The organism is Amycolatopsis pretoriensis (assembly GCF_900107925.1).
Lineage (GTDB): Bacteria > Actinomycetota > Actinomycetes > Mycobacteriales > Pseudonocardiaceae > Amycolatopsis > Amycolatopsis pretoriensis.
Genome location: NZ_FNUJ01000006.1, coordinates 86,172 through 108,377, shown reverse-complemented (window position 1 = coordinate 108,377; position 22,206 = coordinate 86,172). Strand labels below are relative to the sequence as shown.

The window sequence follows — 22,206 nt, the reverse complement described above, 5'->3', positions numbered from 1 at the left end:
GCGTCAAGGTGCGCAAGATCTTCGTCCGGCGCGTCCGGGACGCTGTCGACGCGGGCGTCCTCGCCGTCGCCTGCTTCGCCTCCGCCGCCGACAGCACCGCGCTCGCATTGTGGGGCAGCAGCGACGCCCAGGCCACGTGCCTTCCGCGATTCGTCGGTGCCGCCGGGCCTGCCGCGGCCCTCGCGATCGCGGAGCTGCACGCCTTCGCCGACCCGTTCGAGCCGCGCACGGTGGCTCGGCGCGTCCCGGGCGGATTCGTCCTCGACGGCGCCAAGTCGATGATCGCCCGTGCGGCGCCGGCCGAGTTGTTCGTGATCGCGGGGTACCTCGAAGGCCGTGGGCTCGCCCTGTTCGTGGTCGAGGCGAACGCGAGCGGGCTGACCGTGACGGCCGATCCCGCGATGGGAGTCCGGCCGCCGGCCTGGGCCGGATGGACCTGACTGACGTCCTCGTGCCCGAGTCGGCTCTCCTCGGCGACGTCGAATGTGTGCGTCTGTCCCGGCTGGCCTGGTGCGGGCTGGCCGTCGGTACCGCCCAGGCCGTGCTCGTTCACCGTCGCCGACATCGCCATCGAGCTGGAAGCCATGCGGCTGGCCACCTACCGCGCCGACGCAGGTCTCCCGTTCACCCGGGAGGCCGCGCTGGCCCACCGGCTGTGCGTGGGAAGGGGTGCGCGCATCGGCAGCGACGACGTGCAACTGCTCGGCGGACACGGCTACGTCCGGGAACACACCCGGTCGAACGCTGGTACCGCGACCTACGCGCGGTCGATGTCGCCACCGTGGCGTGCTCGTCTGAATCCTCGGTCCGGCTTGGCGAGGGCCGCGCGGGACGAGACCCGCCGGCTGCTCACGGATGCGGGCCTGACCATCGACTACGACCGCACGGGCCTGCGCCGGCCCGCGGCCGTCGCGGTGTTCATCGCGCTGGAAGCGGACTACGAGGCTTCCTACCTGCTGACCCTGGAAGTCGCATGGATGGCCGACAACGCCCGGCCGAACTCGTTGGACGCGTCGATGGCCAAGGCAGAAAACGGCCGAGTCGGCCCAGCCGAAGGGCAAGCGGGCGTTGGCACGTACCGCGTCGGCATGTCCAGGCGCCGGAAACTCTCCGGAGCCGAGTTCGTGGGCAACGGTCAGGCCGACCGGGCCGCCGCCGGCGATGACGACTTCAGCGGTCTCCACGACGCGCGCTCTAGGCGTGCCAGAGGTCCCGGAAGCGTTCCGACACCACGGATTCGTAGCCGACGGGCTCTTCGAGCAGCCCGGAGTCCCGCCCGAATGCCACCAGAGCCGCCGCGGTTTCCGCGGTGATGCGGGGGTCGTAGAACGGCGCGTCCCGGCGCACCAGTTCCGCGATCAACGTCGCTTCGCGTGCCGGGAACAGGCGCTCGCCCACGTCGGTGGCCCGGTCCGGGTCGGCCTTCAGCGCCTGCTGCGCGCGGACGACGGCGCGCGTCATCGCCGCAACCGCATCGGGATTCCGGGCGATCGTCTCGTCCGTGACGGCCAACGCCGGGAAGGTGTAGGCCTCCGTCCCTGGTGGACCGTTGCCGCGGCGGGCGTCGAGCACCACCTTGCCCGTGCCGTCGAGGACCGCGATCTCCGCGCCCATTCCGTTGGCCCAGAACCCGTCGATCAGGCCTTCGGCGAGCGCCTGGGCGGCCGCCAGGCCGAACGACGTCCCCGCGCCCTCGGTCGCCGGCACCGGTCCGATTTCGATCTGCCCGGCTTCGACGCCCGCCGCGGCGAGCAGGCGGCGCAGTCCCAGGTCGGGTCCGGGCGCCGCCCCGATCCGGATGCCGCGCAGCGCCTGCACGTCGCCGCGGTCGACTTCCAGGTCCGGCCGGACCACCAGGAACCAGTACATGTTCTGCGACAGCGCGGTGACCAGTTTCGCGCCATGCCAGTCCGGGAAGACGTGCATCGGGGCGTGCGCGGCGCCGGCCAGGAAGTCGATCTTTCCCGTGCGCAGCGCCTCGGCCGCGTCGGTCACGGGGTAGAGCAGTTCAAGCTCGACGTCGAGGCCTTCCTCGCGGGCCAGACCGAGATCGATGGCCGCGATGGCGGGGAAGTACGACGGGGAAACCAGATCGGGTACGGCGAGTCGCACAAAGGCTCCTTCAGTCGATTTCGTTCGCGCGGACGACGGAGTCGAGCAGGGACGTCCGGCGCAGGAACTGCCGCTGCAGCTGCTGGTCCGCGCTGATTTCGGTCAGCCGATCGAGGCGGGCCTTCCGGACCTCGGGGTCTTTCTCTTCGAGCCGCTTCTTGTTGTCGACGGTCTGCTGCTGGACGAACTCGATGTTGATGGTGCGCCGGCGCCGTTCGTAGCGGTCCAGCAGGGAGGGGGCGGTGTCCAGGGTGCGCACCAGTTCCAGCGCGTCGTGGACACCGCAGTTCAGCCCGAGACCGCCGATCGGGTTGTTGACGTGGGCCGCGTCGCCGGCGAGGAGCACCCGGCCGCGCCGGAACTGCGCCGCTACTCGCTGGTGGACGTTGTAGATGTTGCGGTGCAGCAGTTCCCGTGGCCGGTCGTCCGGGTGGATCGCCGTCATCACCCGCTCGGCGTGCTCGTCGCCCAGCGCTTCCTCGTCGGTCTGGTCCGGACGTGCGGCGAACACGACGCGCCAGCGGCCACGCAGGTCGTCACCGGCCACCTTGAAGAGGTTCACCCACTGGTCCGGGTCGGCGAAGTAGCTGCGGGTGGCGCAGCCCATCTCCGTGCCGAAGTCGTACGACGTCGTGAGCACCGCGAACCGCTCGGGCCAGGTGTAGCCGTCGAACTCGATGCCGAGGGCCTTGCGCACGGTGCTGCGGCCGCCGTCGCAGCCGAAGAGCCAGTCACCGGTCAGGACCTCGGTCTCGTCACCCGAAGATATCGACACCGTGACGCGGTCGGCGTCCTGGGAAATCGTGTCGATGCTCCAGCCGAGCCGGACGTCCACATCGGACATCTTCTCGAGCCGGTCGAGCACGATCCGGACGAGCTTGTGCTGCTCGGTCTGCACCACGTACGGGAACTTCGTGTCGTCGCGCAGGTTGTCGTGGTCCATGCGGGCCACCAGAGTTTCGGTGGTCTTGTCCCAGAAGTCGAAGTACCGGCAGACCAGGCCCACCGAGACGAACTCGTCGATGACGCCGATCTCGTCGATCAGCTCGAGCGTCGAAGGGTGGAAGGTCGCCGCGCGCGGCGCGTGGTCGATTTCGGCGTTGCGCTCGACGAGCGTCACGCGGAAGCCGCGCTGGGCGGCGGCGAGCGCGGCGACGGCGCCCACCGGGCCCGCGCCGGCGACGATGATGTGTCCTCGGTCGGTCATGGTTCCGCTTTCGGGGGAGGGGTGGTCAGTCGCGGTTCGGGTCGGCGGGGTCGGCCCACGGCGCGACCTTCGTCTCCAGCCAGCCGACGAGCCGGGTGAGCCCGACGCCGAGCGCCATGAGCACGATCACCGGCACGAACAGCCCGGCGGTGTCGAAGCGCTGGCCGGCCAGGATGATCTGGCCGCCGAGCCCGCCGATCGCGGTGAAGAACTCGGCGATGACGATGGCGATCACCGCGCGGCCGATGCCCAGGCGCAGGCCGGTCATGATGTGCGGCACGGTGGCCGGGAGGATGATCTTGCGCATGACGGCGAACTCGGTCGCCATGAACGACGTGCCGACCTCGGTCATCGCGCGCGGCACCGCGCGGACGCCGGCGCGGGTGTTGATCACGACCGGGAACACCGTCATCACCACGACGATGACGACCTTCACCGTGAAGCCGAGCCCGAACCACAGCATGAACAACGGGATGAGGGCGACCAGCGGCATCGCGTAGCCGGCGGTGACGTAGACGCCGAGCGCGGCGTCGGCGGCGCGGTAGCGGCCGACCAGGAGCCCGACCGGGACGCCGATCAGCGCCGCGACGAAGAATCCGAGCAGCAGCGGCTGGAGGCTGTCGAAGAGCGCCTCGATGAGCAGCCCGGACTTCAGCTGGACGCCGAACTGCCGCACGATGGCGGTGGGGTAGGAGGCGAAGATCGGGTTCATCTGCCGCCCGACGACCTCCCAGAACACCAGCACGACGAGGATCGACGCGGTGGTGATGAGGCCGGCGCGGTGCCGCCGGGGGAACGACGGCCGGGTGCGCGTGGCCGCGGCCGGGGGCGCGGCGGTGGTTTGGATGGTGGTCACGTCTGTTGCTCCGTCCGGAAGGGGGCTAGCTCGCGACGGCCGGCGCGGGTGCCCCGGTCATCAGGCGGCGCCAGATCTCGTAGCGCTGGGTGCCGAACTCGGTGAGCCCGCGCACGGTCACCAGGTCGGTGCGCGGCTTCGGCAGGTCGATCGGGAAGACCTCTTCGATCCGGCCGGGGCCGGGCACCAGCAGGACGACGCGGTCGGCGAGCAGGACGGCTTCGTCGAGGTCGTGGGTGACGAAGACGATCGTCTTGCCGGTCTCGGCGTGGATGCGCAGCACTTCGGCCTGCAGGCCTTCACGCGTCTGCGCGTCGAGCGCACCGAACGGTTCGTCCATGAGCAGCACGGCGGGGTCGACGCTCAACGCCCGCGCCAGCCCGACGCGCTGCTGCATGCCGCCCGAGAGCTGGTCGGGTCGCCGGTCGACGGCGTGCCCGAGCCCGACGAGCTCCAGCTTCTCCAGCGCGATCCGGCGCCGCTCGGCTTTCGGCACACCGCGGGCCTCCAGGCCGAACTCGACGTTCTCCAGCGCGGTGCGCCAGGGGAAGAGCTGGGCGTTCTGGAAGACCATGCTGCGGTCTTCGCCGCAGCCCTTGATCTCGGCGCCGTCCACGAGGACGCGGCCCGAGTCCGCCTTTTCGAGGCCGAGCAGGATGCGCAGCAACGTCGTCTTGCCGCAGCCGCTCAGCCCGGTCAGGGCGATGATCTCGCCCGGTTCGATGTGCAGGGAGATGCGGTCCAGCACGGGGACTTCCTGCACCTGCTTGCCCACGCGGACGGTGAAGGTCTTGGACACGTCTTCGATCGACACGCCCGCTCGGCTTCCGGCCATGGGATTCTCCTTCAGGGGCGCGGCATCGCGAGGGCCTCGCGCTGCGGGCGGTCGTTGACGAGCTTCGCGAGGTCGGCGGGCTTGGCGAGCTGGCTGGACTTCGCGAGCAAGGTCGACAGGTAGGTCAACCGCGGCATCGCGACGCCCGCGTCGGGGTCCACGAGCTTTTTGCCGGCGATCAGGTCCTGCATGTACGTGACGTAGGGGTCGTCCGCCGTGGTCCCGGCTTCCTTCGCCGCGAGCGCCAGCGCCTCGTCCGGGTGGGCGTAGGCGTAGCGGAACCCGTCCATCAGCCCGGCCAGGTAACGGGCGGCGGCCTGGGGCTTCGCGGCCAGCCGGTCGTTGCGGGCGATGATGGAGTACCGCGGGTAGTCCGGCACGACGTCCGAGGCCAGCGCCAGCACGTTGACGCCGTCCTTCGCGGCCCGGGGCACGTAGTCGGCGGGCGACGACGCGCTGTCGACGGTCCCGGCGACGACCGCCCGGTAGCGGTCGGCGTTGCCACCGCCATTGAGCTGTGGCATGGACTGCGGCGAGACGCCCGCGCGAGCCAGCATCACCTTCGCGATCACCGCCGGCAACGCCGTCGGCGACGAGATCGCGATGCTCTTGCCCTTGAGCTGGCCGAGGCTGGTGATGTCCTTCTTCGCGTAGATCGCCCACGGGAGCCCGATCATCGTCGAGCCGATGATCGACGCGTTCAGGTTTCCCCGTTCGGAGGCGATGAAGAACGCGCCGGCGTTCTGCTCGACGGCGTCGACCTCGCCGGAAGCCAGCGCGGGCAGGGCTTGCGACGCGCTTTGCAGCGTCACGAACTCGACGTTGACGCCGTACTTCCCGAAGAAGCCCTTTTCCTCGGCCATCCGCAGGAAGCCGCAGTCGGTCGAGCACTGCAGGACCCCGACCTTCCAGGTGCTCTGGTCGCCGGCCGCCGTCCCGCACGCGACGGCGGCCGCCAGCACGGCGGCGAGGACCAGCGGGAGCAGCCGGCGTTTCACGGTTGCACCCGGTAGCGGACTTCGAACGTCAGCACGCCTTCGTCGGTCTTCCACGGGCCGTGCGGCATGCCCGGCGGACGGCAGGCGTACTCGCCGGCGCTGAAGGTCTTGTTCAGGGAGAGGTCGGTGAACGAGCCTTCGACGATGTAGACCTCCTCCCAGAAGTCGTGCTTCTGCACACCCATCGGGGTGGAGTCGGCGCCCGGCTCGTAGCGCAGGATCCGCGTCGCGACGCCGCTGTCCGGGTCGGCGGCCAGGATCCGCTCGGTGATCTTCGGGTCGCCGCCGGGGCAGACGGTGAACCCGACGTCGGTGACGGGGAAGAACTCGTGTTCCGGCTTGCTCATGGTGGCTCCTACCGCGTGGTCGTGTAGGTGTGGGTGAGGGGGGCGGTCGCGGGCAGCGTCAGGCTCAGCGACCACGTGTCGCCGTGGACGAACTTCCCGCCGATCAGCGCGAGCGTCCCGCAGAACAGCACGAAGTCGCCCGCGATGTCGCCGAGGGTCGCGGTCATCCGCTCGAGCAGCTCCGCCGGGTGCCGCAGGGTCGAGACGGCGCCGGCCTGGTACGGCTGTCCGTCCACTTCGGACGTCGCCTCGGCCCGGTCCCAGTCCGGGAAGGACGGTGTCGGGCCGAGTTCGACGACTTCGCCGCCGACCGGCTTGGGGCAGGCGGCCTTCGACGCGGCGATGTCGTCGCGTTCCAGCTCGCGGTCGGTGTGGTCGGAGCCGACGCCGAGGTAGTACGTGCCGTCGTGGCGGATCAGCACCGGTTCGACCTCGCCGGACGTCGCTTGGCCGTCGACCGCCACGCGGGCTTCGGTGCTGAGCAGCGCGGGGTCGAGGTCGTAGAACATCGGCACCGCGGGCGGCGGCGGGACGCCGATGGCGGCCAGCTCCTCGATGTGCCGCGCCACGGCGGCTTCGTCGCGGGCGGTGTAACCGGCGACGATCAGTTTTCCGGGCCGGACAGGTAAGCGCTTTCCGCTGCCGGCCACGGTGAGGTCCAACGTCGTCATACGGGTGTCCTCGCTGTTCGAGCGGTGAAGGGGAGATCGGTGCGCCGGTCGGCGAGCACGGGGAACTCCGCCCGTGCCCGCTCGACGACGCCGGGATCGACATCGCACCAGGTGATTCCGGGTTCGGTGCCGGCTTCGGCGAGCACGGTGCCCCACGGGTCGACGACGCGGCTGTGCCCGCCGAGCTCGACGCCGTCTTGCACTCCCACGGCGTTGCACGCGACGAGCAGGACCTGTTCCTCGACCGCCCGGCAGGAAGTGAACAGCCGCCAGTGTTCGCGCCGCGCGGCCGGCCAGGCGGCCGGGACGACGATCAGGTGCGCGCCGCCGTCGGCGAGGCCGCGCCAGAGCTCGGGGAACCGGAGGTCGTAGCACGTCGTCGCGGCGACTGGGCCGAGTTCCGTCGTGGCGACGCTGATGCCGTCGCCGGGGGTGAGCAGCTCGGCTTCCCGTGACCGGTAGCCGAAGACGTGGATCTTGCGGTAGACGTGCTCGACCTCGCCCGCCGGCGACACCAGCACGGCGGTGTTGAAGAGCCGGCCATCGGTGTCGCGCTCGACGAAGCTGCCGAGGTGGATGTGCGCGCCCAGCTCCCGCGCCCAGGTCTTGGCGGCGCTCAGCGTCGGGCCCTCGAACGGCTCGGCCTCGGTTTCGTAGGCGTCGAAAGCGAAGTAGCCCGCCGCCCACAGCTCGGGCAGTACGACCAGATCCGCTGTGGCGGCCGAGCGCACCAGCTCGCCGACCCGGGCGCGGCGGTCCGCGGCCGGTTCGTCGGCCGGGCTGGCGACCTGGACGAGTGCGACCTTCACGAGAGGCCTCGCACGGAGTGCTCGCCGGCGTGGTCGCCGCGGATCGGGAGGCGCAGGACGGCGAGGGTACTCGAAAGATGGGCCGCGAGGGCGTCCCCGGCGTCGCCGTCGGCGAGGGCCCGCACGATCGCGGTGTGCTCTTCGAGGACGTTGCGCGCGCGGTTTTCCCCGCTGGCGACGGCGCGGATCCCCATCCGGATCTGGCGTTCCCGCAGGGATTCGTAGAACTCGGCGAGCACCGGGTTGCCCGCCTGGCGCACGAGCAGGCGGTGGAAGGCCCGGTCGAGCTCGATGAACGCGGCGGGGTCGTCGATCACCGCCTCCTGCTCGGCGATGAGGCCTTCGAGCGCGGCGACGAACGCGGCGTCGGCGGGCACGATCCGCTGGATGCACCAGTCCTCGACGAGGGCACGCGCTTGCATGACGGCTTCGATCTCGCTGTCGGAGATCGGCGGGATGAAGGCGCCCTTCTTGGGGACGATCTGGAGGAACCCTTCGGCCTCGAGCCGCAGCAGCGCCTCCCGCACGGGGGTGCGCGAGGTGCCGGCCTGCTTGGCGACTTCGGATTCGCTCAGGAAGACGCCGCCATCGCGGGACAGCTCGGAGATGTGCTTCTTCAACCAGCCGTACGTGACGTCCTGCGCGGACGGACCGCGCGTGCCGACATTCAGTGGACTGCTCATAGGCAACATGTATACATCTGGTCGACAGTGCGGGCAACCCCTCTTTGGCCAGGTGACCGGCCTGGCGCGCATTTCGCGGCCCGGAGCAAGAGCTCGGCGCACAGCTCGTCGAGGCAGTCTTGGCGTGCTGACTCGGGCGGGGCACTCGGGCGTCGGAAAGAACCAAGGGGGCACTACCTGCTCAGGCACGTGACCAACCCCACTCGTCAGAGAGCTTCAGAGGTGTGACACGCATTGCAATCAGCGGGTCACAGGGAGCGGCAGCTCGTGCGTGAGGTATCACGTAAAAGCGCGACTTAGCGCTTGCTCAGCAACGGAGGTGGCCATGCGGATCGGGACCGCGATCAACTACGCCGGAGGCTTCGCCGACAGCGTGGCGGACATCGTCGAGCTGGAGAAGGTGGGGCTCGACGTCGCGTTCGTTCCCGAGGCCTACTCCTTCGACGCCGTCAGCCAGCTCGGCTACCTGGCCGCGAAGACCGAACGCGTCCAGCTCGCGTCGGGGATCTTCCAGATCTACACGCGCACGCCGACGCTGACCGCGATGACCGCCGCCGGGCTCGACTTCGTCTCCGACGGGCGGTTCATCCTCGGGCTCGGGGCGTCCGGGCCGCAGGTCATCGAGGGGTTCCACGGCGTGAAGTACGACGCGCCGCTGGCCCGCACGCGGGAGATCGTCGAGATCTGCCGGCAGGTGTGGCGGCGCGAACGCGTCGTCCACGACGGCAAGCACTACACGATTCCGCTGCCGCCCGAGCAGGGCACCGGCCTCGGCAAGCCGCTGAAGCTGATCAACCACCCGGTGCGCGAACGCATCCCGGTGCTGCTGGCCTCGCTCGGGCCGAAGAACGTCGCGCTCACCGCGGAAATCGCCGAGGGCTGGCAGCCGATCTTCTTCCACCCGGAGAAGGCGGCCGACGTCTGGGGCGAGTCCCTCGCGGCGGGCAAGGCCAAGCGCGACCCGGAACTGGGCGAGCTGGACACCTTCGTCAGCGCGGCCCTGGCGATCGGCGACGACGTCGAGCCGCTGCTCGACCACCTGCGCCCGATCGTGGCGCTGTACGTCGGCGGCATGGGCGCGCGCGGCAAGAACTTCTACAACGACCTCGCCTGCCGCTACGGCTACGAGGCCGAGGCGAAGCTGATCCAGGACCTGTACCTCGACGGCAAGAAGGAGGAGGCCGCGGCGGCGGTTCCGGTCGAGCTGCTGCGCTCGATCTCGCTGGTCGGCCCGGCCGGGTACGTGAAGGAGCGCCTGGCGGCGTTCAAGGAGGCGGGCGCGACGACGCTGGTGGTCAACCCGATGCTGCCGGGCCGCGAGGCCCGCGTGGCGGCGGTGTCCCAGTTGCGCGAGCTGCTCGGCTGAGCACTAGACCGGCGTCGCGTACACGGCGACCCGCGGGCCGTTCATCCCGGCGGTGTCGTGGCTCCCGTCGCTGGTGATCAGCCGCAGCTCGGGGCCCGGCCCCTCCGGGGCGACCAGCGTGCTGTCCGGCTCGTCCGGTGCGAACGTCTCCGTCCGGCGGACCGTGAAGCGGGCTTCGCGGCCTTCGTCGTCGCGGACCATGACCGCCGAGCCGGGCTGCAGCGTGCCGAGGCGGGCGAACGCGCCCCTCGAAAAGCCGAACCCCGTGTGCCCCGACAGCACCGCGACCCCCGGGGCGCCCGGGGCCGGCCCGTCGGCGAACCAGCCGACGCCGTCCGCCGTGCCGGGCTGTTCGCGGCGGCCGGCGATGTGGCCGAGGTCGACGAGGTGGTTCACGACGAGGTCCAGCGCGGGGATCACCAGCGCGGCCGGCAGGACACCCGTCGCGGGCCGCTCCCGCGGCGCCGCACCGGCGGTCATCGAGGTGCCCGGCGCCAGCACCGTCGTGACGCCGAGCAGGACACAACCGAGCCCGGCCACCACCGCGAGCACGGCGGCGGCCGGCCCGACGAGCTTTTCCTGCCGCACGCCGGTAAGTCGCCGACGCCGGAACGGGCGTTACCGAATCGTGTCCAGGGGTGCTCTGGTTCACTCGATCGGGTTATCCCGTTGTGACCTTCACGTCAAAAAGGCACGTACGGACGAGGTGAACCCGACAATTCCCGGCGAACTCGCGCGAATTCGGGCACAATCGCTGGTTTCGAACTGTCGAACTGGGGATATCCAGCCGGGGCGGAAGCGAGGTGCGCCGAGTCGTGCGAAAAATCGAAGAACCCGCGGTGGGCGTGCTGGACGTCGGATCGTTCAGTGCCCGCCTCGTCGTGGTGCCGGTGAACGGCTCACCGCGCGAGCCGGTGCTGAACCACCAGACGCGGTTGCGCCTCGACCGCGCGCTCGACGACCGCGGCGCGCTCACCGCCCGCGGCATCGCCGACATCACGGCCGCCGTCGCCGCGGGCATGACCGCCGCCTACCGCCACGGCGTCCGCGACGTCTACCCCTTCGCGACGTCCTCGATCCGCGACGCCGTCAACGCGGCCGACGTCGTCCGGCACGTCGCCGGCGAAACCGGCGTCGAGCTGCGATTCCTCTCCGGCCGCTGCGAAGCCGAGCTGACCTACCTGGCCACCCGCCGCTGGTACGGCGCCGAGGCCGGCCCGCTGCTGGTGCTCGACATCGGCGGTGGCACGGTCGAGCTCGCCGCCGGCCGCGGCGACCAGGCCACCTTCGCGCGATCGCTCCCGCTGGGCGCGCGGTCGATGACCCGCGACTGGCTGCCGACCGAACGGGTGTCGACCAAGCAGGTCAAGGCGTTGCGCGCGCACGCCCTCGACGTCGTGACCACCACGCTCGGCGCCGCCGAAGTCGACGACCCGACGGTCGTCGGCTGCTCGAAGGTGCTGCAGCAGCTCGCGCGGCTGGCCGGGGCGCGGCCGAACAAGTGCAAGGAGCTGCGGCTCGACGACCTGCGGGCCTGGATCCCGCGGCTCGCCGCGCTGCCGCCGGCCAAGCGCGCGAAACTGCCCGGTATCTCCCGCAGCCGCGCGCACCAGGCGCTGGCGGGGGCGATCGTGGCGGAAGCGCTGCTCACCGTCGCCGGCGGCAAGGTGGCGATCTGCCCCTGGTCGACCCGCGACGGCCTGCTGCTCACCCTGCAGGACCGCGCGCGGGAAAAAGCGGGCGCCGCCGCCTGAGCGCTGGCCGTCGCCGCCGAAACCGGGTATTCCGGAAAGCATGAGCGAGCAGCAGCGCATCCACGCCTTGGACGACGAAGACGACGAACTCCCGAAGCTGCCCACGCCCGGCCAGCTGACGCACGACGTGCCGACCGCGCCGGACCCGGACGTCAACCCGGGTGGGACCGAGGAGATCCCGGCCCCACCCGGCCGGGAGGCCGCGGACGACCTCCCGGGGTGACGCCTCAGTCGGAGTAGACCTCGCTGATCGGGTTCGCCGGTTCGGCGTACTGACGCAGCTTTTCCGAGTCGCGCCGCATGGGGGCGCGCCCCGGCGGCTGCACCGGCGGCTCGCCCGCGTCGATCTTCGGGATCGCGAAGCGCTGCGGCTCCGCGGCGACCGTGATGCGCTCGCCGTGGTGCAGCACTTCGAGCGGGTCGCCGTCCAGCACGTGGTAAGTCGCCTGGTCGCGGTCGATCTCGACCTGGAACCGCGTGCCGCGGAACATCAGCCGGAAGGTGATCCGGTCCAGCTGCGCCGGCAGCCGCGGCGCGAACGCGAGCGTCCCGCCGTGGTCGCGCAGGCCGCCGAAGCCGGCCACCGCGCCCTGCCACGCCCCGGCCAGCGACGCCATGTGCAAACCGTTGCGCACGTTGTTGTGCACGTCGTGCAGGTCGGTCAGCGCCGCTTCGGCGAGGTAGTCGTAGGCCAGGTCGAGGTGCCCGACCTCGGCCGCGACCACCGCTTGCGTCCCCGCCGACAGCGAGGAGTCGCGCACGGTCCTCGCCTCGTAGTAGGCGAAGTCGCGGGCCTTCTCCTCGGGGCTGAACGAGTCGCCGCACAGGTGCAGCGCCAGCACCAGGTCCGCCTGCTTCACGACCTGCTTGCGGTAGAGGTCGAAGTACGGGAAGTGCAGCAGCAGCGGGTAGTGCGCGAGGTCGGTGTTCTCGTAGTCCCATTCGTCGTGGTCGAGGAACCCCTCCGACTGCGGGTGCACGCCGAGCTCCGGGTCGTAGGGCAGGTACATCGCCGCGGCGGCCGCGCGCCACGAGTCCAGCTCGACCGTGTCGACGCCGAAGTGCGCCGCCACGTCCGGGTGCCGCTCGCACGATTCCGCGGCGGCCAGCAGGTTCCGGCGCGCCATCAGGTTCGTGTAGACGTTGTTGTCCGCCACGGCCGAGTACTCGTCCGGCCCGGTGACGCCGTCGATGCGGAAGTCGCCGTGCCGGTCGTGGTGCCCGAGCGACGCCCACAGCCGCGCGGTTTCCAGCAGCAGTTCGGTGCCGTAGTCGCGCTCGAACTCCTCGTCGCCGGTCGCGTTGAGGTAGCGCAGGACGGCGTCGGCGATGTCCGCGCTGACGTGGAAGGCGGCCGTGCCCGCCGGCCAGTACGCCGAGCACTCGGCGCCGTTGATCGACCGCCACGGGAACGCCGCGCCGCGCAACCCCAGCTGGTGCGCGCGTTCCCGCGCTTTGTCCATTGTGGAGTGACGCCAGCGCAGGGCGTCGCGCGCCGCGTCCGGGATCGTGTAGGTGAGCACCGGCAGGACGAACGATTCGGTGTCCCAGAAGGCGTGCCCGTCGTACCCGGGGCCGGTCAGGCCCTTGCCCGCGATGGCGCGGCTCTCCCCGCGGGCACCGGCCTGGAGGAGGTGGAACAGCGCGAAGCGGACGGCCTGCTGCAGCTCGGGATCGCCGTCGATCTCGATGTCCGAGGTGGCCCAGTAGTCGTCGAGGAACGCGCGCTGCTCGGTGATCAGGCCCTTCCAGCCGGTCTGGCGCGCGCCCGCGAGCGCGGCTTCGACCTGCGAACGCAGGGCGGGCACCGAACGCTGCGCGGACCAGCCGTAGGCGAGGAACTTCGTGATGCGCAGCCGGCCGCCCTTCGGCACGTCGACCGCGACGGTGAGCCGCGCGAGGTCCTCCTCGGAGTGGATGCGGGCGCGGATCCCGTCGTCCACCTCGATCTTGTGGTCCATCGCCGCGGCCATCCGCAGCCCGGAGCGGCGGGTCTGGTGCACCAGCACGGCGTTGTAGTCCGACGCGCGGTGGAACTCGCCGACCAGCGGCGAGTTCAGCGCGGCGGCCACGCGCGGGTCGCTGGTGTCGGACTCGATCGGCTCGTTGGCCAGCAGGTCGGACTGGACGACCAGCTGCAGGTCCTCGTCGAGCGGCTCGACCTCGTACCGGATCGCGGCGATCGCGCGCTGGGTGAACGACACCAGCCGCTCGGTGCGCACGCGCACGCGCCGCCCGGTCGGCGACGACCACTCGGTGGTCCGGCTCAGCGTGCCCTTGCGGAAGTCGAGCACGCGGTCGTGCGCGGTGGCCGCGCCGTAGCGCATGTCCAGCGGCTCGTCCTCGACCAGCAGCCGGATGATCTTGCCGTCGGTCACGTTGACGACGGTCTGGCCCTCTTCGGGGTAGCCGTAGCCCGCTTCGGCGTAGGGGAGTTCGTGCTGCTCGTAGAAACCGTTGAGGTAGGTACCGGGCAGCCCGCGCGGCTCGGCTTCCTCGAGCGTGCCGCGCAGCCCGATGTGCCCGTTCGACACGGCGAACGCGGATTCGGTGCGCTGCAGCGCGTCGACGTCCATGCCGCGCCAGCGCAGCTCCCACGGCGAGCACTCGTAGCCGCGGGGTTCTTCTTCGGTCATCAATCCTCCAGGAGGTCGGCGAGGTCGTCGACGACGATGTCGGCCCCGTGCGCCTTGAGCTCGGCGGCCTGGTCGGCCCGGTTCACGCCCACGACGTAGCCGAAGCCGCCGGCCTTCCCCGCCTGGACGCCGGACTGGGCGTCCTCGAACACGGCCGCGTGCGCGGGTTCGACGCCCAGTTCCGCGGCGCCGGCCAGGAACGAGTCCGGCGCGGGCTTGCCCTTGAGCCCGCGCTCGCGGATGACGAGCCCGTCGACGCGGGCTTCGACGTACTTGCTCAGGTCGGCGCCGTCGAGGACCTTCGCGCCGTTCGCGGACGACGTCACCACGGCGATCCGCAGGCCGGCCGCCTTGACCGCTTCGAGGTAGCGCACCGAGCCGAGGTAGGGGTTGACGCCGCGTTCGTCGATGATCTTCAGGACCAGTTCGTTCTTGCGGTTGCCGACGCCGTTGACGGTCGGGGCGTCCACCGGGTCGTCGGGCGTGCCTTCGGGCAGCTCGATCCCGCGCGAGCGCAGGAATTCACGGACACCGTCGGCGCGCGGCCGGCCGTCCACATAGGTCGCGTAGTCCTGGGCGGTGAATTCGCGGAAGTCTTCGCCGTCGCGGGCGCGCAGGAACTCGTCGAAAGTCCGTTTCCAGGCTTCACTGTGGAGTACGGCCGTACCGGTAAGCACTCCGTCGAGGTCGAACAGGCACGCGGTGATGGTCTCGGGCAATCCCGTCATGCCCGCACGCTACCGGTCACCCCGATCGGGTGTGGGCTCCTGGGGGTGCGGCCGCACCCGATGGATGAGTTCGTGCACGGTCGCGTCCGCGAGCCGGTACCGCACGACGCGCCCGGTGCGCTGTGTGGTGACCAGCCCGTGCGCGCGCAGCAGCCGCAGGGCCTGCGAAACCGCGGTGTCGGTCATGCCGGTGACCGCGGCGAGGTCGGTGACGCTGATTTCGCGGGCGTAGTGGATCGAGACGAGCAGCGCCAGCCGGGACGGGTCGGCGACGACGGAGAAGCGCTGGGCCCATTCGTCGATGACGGCGCGGTCGCCCAGCCCGTCGACCGCCGCCGCGACGCGTTCCGGGTCGATCAGCTTGCGGTCGGTGCTCACCCCCGGATGATTCCACCCGCCCCGCGGCCGGACCACCGGTGGCCTCGGTCACGCGGCGCTTGACGACGGCGGGCGCGCGGGCGAAGCTGCGGTTAAGACAGTTGTCATAGTCGAGGAGCCGGGATGACCGACGTCGAAGCGCAGGTCCGTTCGAAGACCATCACGTGGCAGGACCCCTTGGCGACGGCTCGGTTCGGCGCCACCATGTCCGGGTTCGACTACCTGACGGCGGTCGCCGAGGGGCGCGTCCCCGGCCCGCCGATCGCCGCGCACTTCGGGCTGCGCTGGGAACACATCGGCCACGGCGAGGTCGTCGCGGTCGCCGAGCCGGACGAGTCGCTGTACAACCCGATCGGGATGGTCCATGGCGGGGTCGCGGCCACGATGCTGGACTCGGTGGTCGGCTGCGCGGTGCACACGACGCTGCCGGCCGGCGTCGGCTACTCGTCGGTGGAGCTGAAGGTGAGCTACCTGCGCGCGATCCACGCGGGCCGCGGTGAGATCCGCGCGACCGGGCGGGTCGTCAAGGAGGGCTCGCGGATCGCGTTCGCCGAAGGGGAGATCCGCGACGCCGAGGGCAAGCTGCTGGCCACGGCGTCGGGGACCTGCGTCATCACGCGCCCAGGGGTTGCTTGACGTCCCAGTGCTCGGCGACGACGTGCTTGATTTCCGTGGTCGCACCGGCGAGTGGTGTTTTCGACGGCGTCGAAGTCCTTGTGCCGTCGATTACGTCGCGGGTAATCAGCGCGGCGGCCGGACGCGACGGGCGCGGATTGCGTCGTCACCGCCGAAGCGGCCGATGACGGCGGCCAGCAGGGCCCGGGCGTCTTCCACGCGTCCGGCGCCGAACTCCGTTTCCAGCTCGGTTTCGAGGTCCCGCCGGAGGTCGCGGGTGACTTCGACGGCCTGGCGCGCGTGCTCGGTGAGGTGCAGCAGTTTCGTGCGCGCGTCGGCCGGGTCGGTGATTCGCTGAAGCAGGCCACGGTTTTCGAGGTCTTTGACGGCCTTCGACGCGGCTTGCTGCGTGACGCCCATGCGTTCGGCGAGCGCGGTGATGGACAGCGGCGCGGCCAGGACGTGCTGGATGACGACGCCGTCGTTGAACCTGAGGTCGCCGAGACCACGATCGGCGAGCCGCCGCTGGACCTCGTCGGTCATCGCCCAGCCCGCGAAGAGGGCGACCAGCGAGAGGTCGAGCCTGCTAGGATGCACAACCATGGTTGTGGAATCTAGCAGAGTGCCGGCCGAGCTGGCCGGAGCGTTCGTGCGCGTCGCGCACCGGATCGTCTGGTGCACGCTGGTGACCGTCGACGGCCGGGGCCGGCCGCGGTCGCGGGTGGTCCACCCGATCTGGCAGGAAGGGCCGGACGGGTTGACGGGGTGGCTGTTCACCCGCCCGACGCCGCTGAAGGTGGCGCACCTGGCGGCGACGCCGTACGTGTCGTGCTCGTACTGGGACCCCGCGCACGAGGTGGCGGTGGCGGAGTGCCACGCGGAGTTCGCCGACGACGAGCCGACGCGCGAGTACCTGTGGGAGCTGTTCGCGTCGGCGCCGGAGCCGCTGGGCTACGACCCGAAGATCCTGGGCGGCGAGGACCACCGCGACCCGAAGATCACGGTGCTGAAGCTGACCCCGTGGCGGATCTCGACGGGCGGCGAAGCCTGGCGCGCGGCTTAAGCCGCCCCGACGCGGCGGTCGAAGACCAGCCCTTCGGCCGCCCGCAGGCCGACGCTGATCGCGCCGGTCAGCACCGCGTCTTCGCCCAGTTCGCCCTGGACCACCTTCGGCACCAACGGCGTGAACGCCCGCAGCGCCCGGTCCAGCGGTTCCAGCAGCAGGTCCGCCGCGGTCCCCATGCCGCCGCCCAGGACGATCAGCTCCGGGTCGATCACCGCCGCCACCGAGGCCACCGTGTACGCCAGCCGATCCGCCTCGGCCTCCAGGGCCTGCCGCGCCAGTTCGTCGCCCTCGCGGGCCAGGCGGAACACCTCGCGGGCCGATTTCGCCGTGCCCAGGCCGAGTTCGCGGGCGCCGCGGACCACCGACTGGGCCGCCGTCGCCTCTTCCAGGTGGCCGCGGGCCGGGGGCGTGCCGTCCTCCGACGACGAGCGCGTGCGGCCGTACGGGAGGTAGCCGATCTCGCCGGCCGCGCCCGTCGCGCCGCGGAACACGCGGCCGTCGACCATCATGCCCATGCCGACGCCCGTGCCGATCGTGATGCAGCCGAACACCGACGCCCCGCGCGCGGCGCCGCTTTCGCCTTCGCCGACCGCCGTCAGGTTCGCGTCGTTCTCCACCATCAGGTCCGGGCCCAGCTCGGCTTCGAGGTCGTCGATCAGCCCCGCCCGGCCCCACCCCGGCAGGTTCGGCGCGTGCCGGAAGCAACGCTTCTCCGGATCGGCGACGCCGGGGGAGCCGACCACGCGGACAACGATGTCGGCGGCCGAGAGCCGGGCCTCCGCGATCGCCGAAGCCGCGATCTTGCCGACCGCCGTGACCAGGGCCGCGCCGGAGCGGGCGCTGTTGCGCTCGTCGCGGCGGGCCACGATCGCGCCGCCCAGGTCCGACACCGCGACGCGGATGTGCTCGCGCCCGATGTCGACGCCCAGCACGTACCCCGCGGTGGGGTCGGCCTCGTACAGCACGGCCGAGCGGCCGGTGCCGGTGGACGTCTGCCCGGTCGGGCGCGCCAGTCCGGCGGCTTCGAGCGCCAGCAGGGCCTGGCTCACCGTCGGCTTCGAGAGCCCGGTTTCCTTCGCCACCTGCGGCCGGGTCGCCGCGCCGCTGCGGCGCAGCAGATCGAGCACCGCCCGCTGGTTGATCTTGCGCATCCCGGCGGGGGTCCCGACCGTTGGAGCATCTACGCCGGCCACCCGTGCCCGCCTCCACTCGTCCTCGTGCTTCCTGCCACGCTAGCCGTCCGAGCCCCGGTTTCGCCGGAATACGCCCGGTTCGGGACCCGTTGACCGGGGCATGAGCACTCCGGTACGCGGCCGGGTCCGCGTGGCACAAGGCGCGAAGCGGGTACGCGTGTTCCTCGGCGGGCAGCTCGTCGCGGACACGGTGCACCCCCTTCTGGTGTGGGAAGTCCCGTACTACCCCACGTACTACTTCCCGCGCGCGGACGTCGTGAGCGGCGTTCTCGCCCCCTCCGGCCGGACGTCGCACTCGCCCAGCCGCGGAGAAGGTGTTCGGTCGACGATAAAGGTTGGCCGAGCCGAGGCGGTGGACGGCGCGCTGGAATACCCGGATTCGCCGATCGAGGAGCTGCGCGGCCACGTGCGCTTCGAGTTCGGCGTCTTCGACTGGTTCGAAGAGGACGAACAGATCTTCACGCACCCGCGCGACCCCGGCGTCCGCGTCGACGTCCTGCCCAGCTCGCGCCATGTGCGGATCGAGGTCGACGGCGTCACGGTCGCCGACACCGTGCGGCCGCACCTGCTGTTCGAGACGGGCCTGCCGACGCGCTACTACCTGCCCCGCGTGGACGTCCGGATGGACCTGCTCGAGAAGATCGACACCGTGACGCACTGCCCGTACAAGGGCGCCGCCGAGCACTTCGACGTGAGCGGGCACGCCGATCTCGCGTGGAGCTATCCGACGCCGCTGCCGGAGAGCACCCGCGTCGCCGGCCTGGTGGCGTTCCTCGACGAGAAGGTCGACGTCTTCGTCGACGGCGTGCGGCAGGAGCGGCCGAAGACGAAGTTCGCCTAAGCGTCCGGCAGCCAGTTCCCGTGGAAGCCTGCGGGGACGCGCCGCGGGAGGTGGACCGTGGCGACCGGCGCCGCGGCGACGTTCCCGGCGTCGAGCACGACGAGGTCGCTGCGGTCTTCCGCCGCGTCGTAGACGTACGTGAGCAGCCAGCCTTCGCCGTCGTCAGCCGGGACGAACACCGCTTCGCCGGGGACGTGACCGGCCCCGAAGGCGTGTTCGGTGGCCGTTCCCGTGTGCAGGTCGTGGCGCCGCAGGACCTCGCGGCCGGTGACGTGCCCGAAGCGCGCGTCGGACCCGGCGAGCCGGTCGTCGATGCGGGGGAACTCGCCCGGGCGGTCGTCGAGCCGGTCTTCGGTCACGGTGCCCGCGGCGAGGTCGATCGTCCACCGGTGCAGGAACGCCGGCAGGTCGTCGTGGCCGGCTTGCCACTGGTGGTCGTAGCGCAGGACGTGCACGACGATCCGGCCGTCGGGCGCGTCGAAGGCGTTGAGCGTGTGGAAGACGTAGCAGGGCTCGATCTCCAGCCAGCGCACGCCGGCTTCGGGCCGGTCGCGCCGCAGCACGCCGAGCCGGGCGCCGTAGCCCGCGTTCCACGCGTAGGGCATGCCCTTCCCGACCGATGCCTTGTCGAACACGACGGGGAGGTCGTAGAAGACGGCGTGCCCCGCGGTGAGCGCGAAGTCGTGCATCATCGTCAGGCCCGGGACTTCGATGGGCTGCTTGACGACGAGCTTCCCGGCCGCGTCGGCGCGGTAGTAGCTCACGTGCGGCGCGGTGACGCTGCCGTAGCCGAAGAAGTGCAGTTCCCCGGTCACCGGGCAGATCTTGGGGTGCGCGGTCATCGAGTCGGCCAGTTCGCCGCCGAAGTCGTAGGCGCCGACGGTTTCGAGGTCCGTCGTGATCTCGTACGGCAGCGAGGATTCCACGAGCGCGAGCGTGCGGCCGGCGTGGTTCACCACGTGCGTGTTGGCGACGCTGGCGCGCAGGTTCCGGGAGCCGTCTTCGTTGTACAGCTTGAGATCCGGGTCGGCGAAGCTGTCCGTGCGCACCCAGCGGTTGCGGTACCAGGCGGCGCGGCCGTGCTCGAGCCGGACGCCGTGGACCATGCCGTCGCCGGTGAACCAGTGCGCGCTGTCCTCGCGCGGGTTGGGGCCGTTGCGCAGGTACCAGCCGGTCAGCTCGGGCGGCAGCGCGCCGGTCACCGGCAGGTCGAACGCGGTCAGCTCGTCGTGGACGGGCGCGTAGGCGCCGGTGAGGTGGAACCCGGTCGTGGTCATGCAGCTGCCCTGGCCCGGACGATGCGCGGGTAGCGGATGGTGAAGGCGACGGGAACCGCGAAGCAGACGACCTTGAGCGCGATCAACGCCGCCGTCGCGTGCGGCGCGAAGTTCAGCAGTGCGATGCCGGCGAGGCCGCCGACGGTGAAGCTGATCGCCCAGACGAGCGTGATGACGACGTTGACCCGGCGGAAGATCGGGTTGCCCCAGAGGGTTTCGGGCGTCGTCGTGCGGGCGATGCCGAGGGTGAACGGCTGCCCGATGGCGAGCGAGCCCCAAGCGGTCAGCGCCAGCCAGGCGTCGGTGAGGGCGCCGGTGTAGGTCTTCAGCGGCGACGCCGGGAAGGTGAAAGCGACGGCCGTGAGCAGTGCGAAGAACGCGAAGCCGCTCCATTCGAGGATCAGCGTGTCGGCCTTGCGGCCGGCACGGCGGGCCAGCAGCAGGAGGCCGGTGGAGATGGCCAGGCCGGTGAGCCCTGACCAGCGCCAGTCGAACTGCGTCGCGACCACGGCGAACGCGATCCACGGCAGGAGGCTCTTCAGGTAGTTCACGGCGGGTCCCTTCCCGACGTTCCAACTTTGACATGTCGAAACTAGAAGCTCCGGAGTCGACATGTCAAGAGTGGAATGTCATGATGACGGCATGAGCCTTCGACACGCGGTGCTCGGCATGCTGGCCGACGAGCCGGGAAGCGGCTACGACCTGCTGAAACGCTTCGAGCGGGCGATGGCCAACGTCTGGCCGGCGACGCAGAGCCAGCTCTACGGCGAGCTCGGCAAGCTGGAGGCGGCGGGCATGATCCGCGTCCACGCCGAGGGCCCGCGCGGGCGCAAGGAGTACGAGATCACCGACGCCGGGCTGGCGGAGCTGCGCCACTGGCTGGTCGAGGTCGATCCGGGCGGCCCCCCGCGCAGTGCGGGGCTGCTGCGCGTCTACTTCCTCGGCTCGGTGGCCGCGGAGCAGGCTCGCGGTTACGTCGCGGCGATGGGCGAGACGGCGGCGGAGCGCGAGAAGCGGCTGGCGGAACTGGAGGGGACGATCGACTGGGGCGACGACAACCAGTCGGTCTACGGCCGGCTCGTCCTGGAGTGGGGCAAGCGCTTCTCGGCGATGCAGCGGGAGTGGGCCGAGTGGGCGGTCGAGCAGATCGAGTGAGGGGCGTATAACGCCCTATACTCCAGTGCTTTATCGGCCGAACGGGTGACAGCAGGAACGCGGCCCTAAACGGCTCTCACGCGCCGCGCGTGGAGACGGCGGTCCGGGCCGGCCGGGCCACGCCCCGTCGCGAGGAGCACACCATGATGCGAAGGATCGCCCGGCTCGTCCTGACCCTGGGAGCCCTGGTCGGTCTGCTGGCGGCCACGGTCGGCACGGCGGCCGCTGTCCCGACGCGGTTCTCCGTCGCGGCGGTGCACGCCGGCGGGGCCGGTGCCACGGCCATTTCGGCCACGGGCACCATCTCCTGGTCGTCGTCGCTGAAGACCGTCACGTTGTCGAACGTCAAGGTGTCCATGAAGGGCGGCGAGTGTGCCTACGTCGTGTTCTACGGCTACCAGGGCAGCTCGAACGTGGCCGGTAGCGATTGGTACCCGGTCGAGCCCTACCGGTGTCCGTCGTCCGACGCCGTCTACGGTCTCGGGACGATCTCCCTGACCGCGAACCGGCCCGGCGGCATCACCCACATGATCGCCGAAGCGCACGACGTCAATCACCTCATCATCGGCTGGACGAACTGCGAGTACGCCGACTCGAAGTGCTACAGCGGCCAGTACTGAACCGGGTCGAGCCACGTGGCGGCAGTGGGCGGTCGAGCAGATCGAGTGAGGAAGGCGGA

Annotated in this window: 26 protein-coding genes and 2 pseudogenes; 11 read left to right on the top strand and 17 right to left on the bottom strand. The window is 71.0% G+C overall.

Annotated features, from left to right (window positions below):
- Positions 1–8 precede the first annotated feature (8 nt).
- The 3 genes and pseudogenes from BLV96_RS50805 to BLV96_RS50800 form a co-directional block, all read left to right on the top strand.
- Positions 9–440 (top strand): acyl-CoA dehydrogenase family protein, encoded by a 432-nt coding sequence (locus BLV96_RS50805; RefSeq protein ID WP_086678789.1) that lies wholly within the window; start codon positions 9–11, stop codon positions 438–440.
- 144 nt (positions 441–584) lie between these two features.
- Positions 585–674, top strand: a pseudogene (locus BLV96_RS51455) (hypothetical protein); the annotation flags it as partial.
- A 135-nt stretch (positions 675–809) separates the two neighbouring features.
- Positions 810–1,040: pseudogene (locus tag BLV96_RS50800) on the top strand (acyl-CoA dehydrogenase family protein); the annotation flags it as partial.
- A 154-nt stretch (positions 1,041–1,194) separates the two neighbouring features.
- On the opposite strand, the gene BLV96_RS26480 reads toward BLV96_RS50800, so the two are convergent.
- From BLV96_RS26480 to BLV96_RS26440, 9 genes are read right to left on the bottom strand one after another with little or no spacing between them, the layout of a single operon-like run.
- The gene (locus BLV96_RS26480) at positions 1,195–2,112 is read right to left on the bottom strand and encodes an ABC transporter substrate-binding protein (RefSeq protein WP_086678788.1); all 918 of its coding nucleotides are present in this window, start codon (positions 2,110–2,112) and stop codon (positions 1,195–1,197) included.
- 10 nt (positions 2,113–2,122) lie between these two features.
- Positions 2,123–3,319 carry an FAD-dependent oxidoreductase gene (locus BLV96_RS26475; RefSeq protein ID WP_086678787.1) on the bottom strand — a complete coding sequence of 399 codons (1,197 nt, stop codon included), beginning with the start codon at positions 3,317–3,319 and terminating at the stop codon, positions 2,123–2,125.
- Between the two features lie 25 nt (positions 3,320–3,344).
- Entirely contained in the window at positions 3,345–4,175 is an 831-nt protein-coding gene (locus BLV96_RS26470; RefSeq protein WP_086678786.1) for an ABC transporter permease, read from the bottom strand.
- A 25-nt stretch (positions 4,176–4,200) separates the two neighbouring features.
- On the bottom strand, positions 4,201–5,010 hold the full coding sequence (locus tag BLV96_RS26465; RefSeq protein WP_086678785.1) for an ABC transporter ATP-binding protein: 810 nt from the start codon (positions 5,008–5,010) through the stop codon (positions 4,201–4,203).
- 11 nt (positions 5,011–5,021) lie between these two features.
- Entirely contained in the window at positions 5,022–6,008 is a 987-nt protein-coding gene (locus BLV96_RS26460; RefSeq protein ID WP_086678784.1) for an ABC transporter substrate-binding protein, read from the bottom strand.
- Complete coding sequence (locus BLV96_RS26455; RefSeq protein ID WP_086678783.1) at positions 6,005–6,355, bottom strand: cupin domain-containing protein; 351 nt, start codon at positions 6,353–6,355, stop codon at positions 6,005–6,007. Before BLV96_RS26455 ends, BLV96_RS26460 begins: the two co-directional genes overlap by 4 nt.
- 8 nt (positions 6,356–6,363) lie before the next feature.
- The gene (locus BLV96_RS26450; RefSeq protein ID WP_086678782.1) at positions 6,364–7,026 is read right to left on the bottom strand and encodes a DUF2848 family protein; all 663 of its coding nucleotides are present in this window, start codon (positions 7,024–7,026) and stop codon (positions 6,364–6,366) included.
- The gene (locus BLV96_RS26445; protein WP_086678781.1) at positions 7,023–7,835 is read right to left on the bottom strand and encodes a carbon-nitrogen family hydrolase; all 813 of its coding nucleotides are present in this window, start codon (positions 7,833–7,835) and stop codon (positions 7,023–7,025) included. Before BLV96_RS26445 ends, BLV96_RS26450 begins: the two co-directional genes overlap by 4 nt.
- On the bottom strand, positions 7,832–8,518 hold the full coding sequence (locus tag BLV96_RS26440; RefSeq protein ID WP_086678780.1) for a GntR family transcriptional regulator: 687 nt from the start codon (positions 8,516–8,518) through the stop codon (positions 7,832–7,834). The genes BLV96_RS26445 and BLV96_RS26440 overlap by 4 nt, the downstream gene beginning before the upstream one ends.
- 325 nt (positions 8,519–8,843) lie before the next feature.
- Here BLV96_RS26440 and BLV96_RS26435 point away from each other — a divergent pair, with 325 nt between their 5' ends.
- A complete protein-coding gene (locus BLV96_RS26435; RefSeq protein WP_091389555.1) occupies positions 8,844–9,884 on the top strand; it encodes an LLM class F420-dependent oxidoreductase in 1,041 nt (346 codons plus the stop codon).
- 3 nt (positions 9,885–9,887) lie between these two features.
- On the opposite strand, the gene BLV96_RS26430 is transcribed toward BLV96_RS26435, so the two are convergent.
- Complete coding sequence (locus BLV96_RS26430) at positions 9,888–10,472, bottom strand: class F sortase (protein ID WP_086672915.1); 585 nt, start codon at positions 10,470–10,472, stop codon at positions 9,888–9,890.
- 227 nt (positions 10,473–10,699) lie between these two features.
- On the opposite strand from BLV96_RS26430, the gene BLV96_RS26425 reads away from it, so the two are divergent.
- Positions 10,700–11,638 carry a Ppx/GppA phosphatase family protein gene (locus BLV96_RS26425; protein WP_244180485.1) on the top strand — a complete coding sequence of 313 codons (939 nt, stop codon included), beginning with the start codon at positions 10,700–10,702 and terminating at the stop codon, positions 11,636–11,638.
- Positions 11,639–11,678: 40 nt separating this feature from the next.
- Positions 11,679–11,861 (top strand): hypothetical protein, encoded by a 183-nt coding sequence (locus BLV96_RS26420; protein WP_086672911.1) that lies wholly within the window; start codon positions 11,679–11,681, stop codon positions 11,859–11,861.
- 4 nt (positions 11,862–11,865) lie between these two features.
- On the opposite strand, the gene BLV96_RS26415 is transcribed toward BLV96_RS26420, so the two are convergent.
- Genes BLV96_RS26415 through BLV96_RS26405 form a run of 3 tightly spaced genes read right to left on the bottom strand, consistent with a single transcriptional unit; the run spans position 11,866 to position 15,380 of the window.
- Positions 11,866–14,274 (bottom strand): glycoside hydrolase family 65 protein, encoded by a 2,409-nt coding sequence (locus BLV96_RS26415; RefSeq protein WP_086672909.1) that lies wholly within the window; start codon positions 14,272–14,274, stop codon positions 11,866–11,868.
- Positions 14,274–15,002 carry an HAD family hydrolase gene (locus tag BLV96_RS26410; protein WP_086672907.1) on the bottom strand — a complete coding sequence of 243 codons (729 nt, stop codon included), beginning with the start codon at positions 15,000–15,002 and terminating at the stop codon, positions 14,274–14,276. Before BLV96_RS26410 ends, BLV96_RS26415 begins: the two co-directional genes overlap by 1 nt.
- Before the next feature lie 9 nt (positions 15,003–15,011).
- Positions 15,012–15,380 (bottom strand): ArsR/SmtB family transcription factor, encoded by a 369-nt coding sequence (locus tag BLV96_RS26405; RefSeq protein WP_086672905.1) that lies wholly within the window; start codon positions 15,378–15,380, stop codon positions 15,012–15,014.
- Between the two features lie 123 nt (positions 15,381–15,503).
- Between BLV96_RS26405 and BLV96_RS26400 the strand changes: the two genes are divergently transcribed.
- Positions 15,504–16,016: a PaaI family thioesterase gene (locus BLV96_RS26400; RefSeq protein ID WP_086672903.1), complete on the top strand. Its 513-nt coding sequence runs from the start codon at positions 15,504–15,506 to the stop codon at positions 16,014–16,016.
- A 105-nt stretch (positions 16,017–16,121) separates the two neighbouring features.
- Here BLV96_RS26400 and BLV96_RS26395 read toward each other — a convergent pair whose 3' ends face one another.
- Positions 16,122–16,598, bottom strand: a complete 477-nt coding sequence (locus BLV96_RS26395; RefSeq protein ID WP_086672901.1) for a MarR family winged helix-turn-helix transcriptional regulator — start codon at positions 16,596–16,598, stop codon at positions 16,122–16,124.
- Here BLV96_RS26395 and BLV96_RS26390 point away from each other — a divergent pair.
- A complete protein-coding gene (locus tag BLV96_RS26390; protein ID WP_086672899.1) occupies positions 16,597–17,058 on the top strand; it encodes a pyridoxamine 5'-phosphate oxidase family protein in 462 nt (153 codons plus the stop codon). The genes BLV96_RS26395 and BLV96_RS26390 overlap by 2 nt on opposite strands.
- Here BLV96_RS26390 and BLV96_RS26385 read toward each other — a convergent pair.
- A complete protein-coding gene (locus BLV96_RS26385; RefSeq protein ID WP_425266196.1) occupies positions 17,055–18,212 on the bottom strand; it encodes an ROK family transcriptional regulator in 1,158 nt (385 codons plus the stop codon). The two genes, BLV96_RS26390 and BLV96_RS26385, sit on opposite strands and share 4 nt — an antisense overlap.
- Before the next feature lie 142 nt (positions 18,213–18,354).
- Here BLV96_RS26385 and BLV96_RS26380 point away from each other — a divergent pair, with 142 nt between their 5' ends.
- On the top strand, positions 18,355–19,095 hold the full coding sequence (locus tag BLV96_RS26380; RefSeq protein WP_208608322.1) for a DUF427 domain-containing protein: 741 nt from the start codon (positions 18,355–18,357) through the stop codon (positions 19,093–19,095).
- Here the strand turns inward: BLV96_RS26380 and BLV96_RS26375 are convergent.
- A complete protein-coding gene (locus BLV96_RS26375) occupies positions 19,092–20,372 on the bottom strand; it encodes a carotenoid oxygenase family protein (RefSeq protein WP_086672895.1) in 1,281 nt (426 codons plus the stop codon). The genes BLV96_RS26380 and BLV96_RS26375 overlap by 4 nt on opposite strands.
- Complete coding sequence (locus BLV96_RS26370) at positions 20,369–20,923, bottom strand: hypothetical protein (RefSeq protein ID WP_086672893.1); 555 nt, start codon at positions 20,921–20,923, stop codon at positions 20,369–20,371. The genes BLV96_RS26375 and BLV96_RS26370 overlap by 4 nt, the downstream gene beginning before the upstream one ends.
- Before the next feature lie 91 nt (positions 20,924–21,014).
- Here BLV96_RS26370 and BLV96_RS26365 point away from each other — a divergent pair, with 91 nt between their 5' ends.
- Positions 21,015–21,527, top strand: coding sequence for a PadR family transcriptional regulator (locus BLV96_RS26365; RefSeq protein ID WP_086672891.1), 513 nt, complete (start codon positions 21,015–21,017; stop codon positions 21,525–21,527).
- Positions 21,528–21,670: 143 nt separating this feature from the next.
- Positions 21,671–22,147: a hypothetical protein gene (locus BLV96_RS26360; protein WP_143051024.1), complete on the top strand. Its 477-nt coding sequence runs from the start codon at positions 21,671–21,673 to the stop codon at positions 22,145–22,147.
- Positions 22,148–22,206 lie beyond the last annotated feature (59 nt).

Excerpts from the sequence above, each read along its gene's own strand:
- BLV96_RS26385 (WP_425266196.1), bottom strand. The coding sequence starts at position 18,212 with ATGCGCAAGATCAACCAGCGGGCGGTGCTCGATCTGCTGCGCCGCAGC.
- BLV96_RS26465 (WP_086678785.1), bottom strand. The coding sequence starts at position 5,010 with ATGGCCGGAAGCCGAGCGGGCGTGTCGATCGAAGACGTGTCCAAGACC.
- BLV96_RS26400 (WP_086672903.1), top strand. The coding sequence starts at position 15,504 with ATGACCGACGTCGAAGCGCAGGTCCGTTCGAAGACCATCACGTGGCAG.
- BLV96_RS26415 (WP_086672909.1), bottom strand. The coding sequence starts at position 14,274 with ATGACCGAAGAAGAACCCCGCGGCTACGAGTGCTCGCCGTGGGAGCTG.
- BLV96_RS26390 (WP_086672899.1), top strand. The coding sequence starts at position 16,597 with ATGGTTGTGGAATCTAGCAGAGTGCCGGCCGAGCTGGCCGGAGCGTTC.
- BLV96_RS26365 (WP_086672891.1), top strand. The coding sequence starts at position 21,015 with ATGAGCCTTCGACACGCGGTGCTCGGCATGCTGGCCGACGAGCCGGGA.
- BLV96_RS26375 (WP_086672895.1), bottom strand. The coding sequence starts at position 20,372 with ATGACCACGACCGGGTTCCACCTCACCGGCGCCTACGCGCCCGTCCAC.
- BLV96_RS26440 (WP_086678780.1), bottom strand. The coding sequence starts at position 8,518 with ATGAGCAGTCCACTGAATGTCGGCACGCGCGGTCCGTCCGCGCAGGAC.
- BLV96_RS26450 (WP_086678782.1), bottom strand. The coding sequence starts at position 7,026 with ATGACGACGTTGGACCTCACCGTGGCCGGCAGCGGAAAGCGCTTACCT.
- BLV96_RS26435 (WP_091389555.1), top strand. The coding sequence starts at position 8,844 with ATGCGGATCGGGACCGCGATCAACTACGCCGGAGGCTTCGCCGACAGC.
- BLV96_RS26410 (WP_086672907.1), bottom strand. The coding sequence starts at position 15,002 with ATGACGGGATTGCCCGAGACCATCACCGCGTGCCTGTTCGACCTCGAC.
- BLV96_RS26395 (WP_086672901.1), bottom strand. The coding sequence starts at position 16,598 with ATGGTTGTGCATCCTAGCAGGCTCGACCTCTCGCTGGTCGCCCTCTTC.
- BLV96_RS26360 (WP_143051024.1), top strand. The coding sequence starts at position 21,671 with ATGATGCGAAGGATCGCCCGGCTCGTCCTGACCCTGGGAGCCCTGGTC.
- BLV96_RS26380 (WP_208608322.1), top strand. The coding sequence starts at position 18,355 with ATGAGCACTCCGGTACGCGGCCGGGTCCGCGTGGCACAAGGCGCGAAG.
- BLV96_RS26455 (WP_086678783.1), bottom strand. The coding sequence starts at position 6,355 with ATGAGCAAGCCGGAACACGAGTTCTTCCCCGTCACCGACGTCGGGTTC.
- BLV96_RS26420 (WP_086672911.1), top strand. The coding sequence starts at position 11,679 with ATGAGCGAGCAGCAGCGCATCCACGCCTTGGACGACGAAGACGACGAA.
- BLV96_RS26475 (WP_086678787.1), bottom strand. The coding sequence starts at position 3,319 with ATGACCGACCGAGGACACATCATCGTCGCCGGCGCGGGCCCGGTGGGC.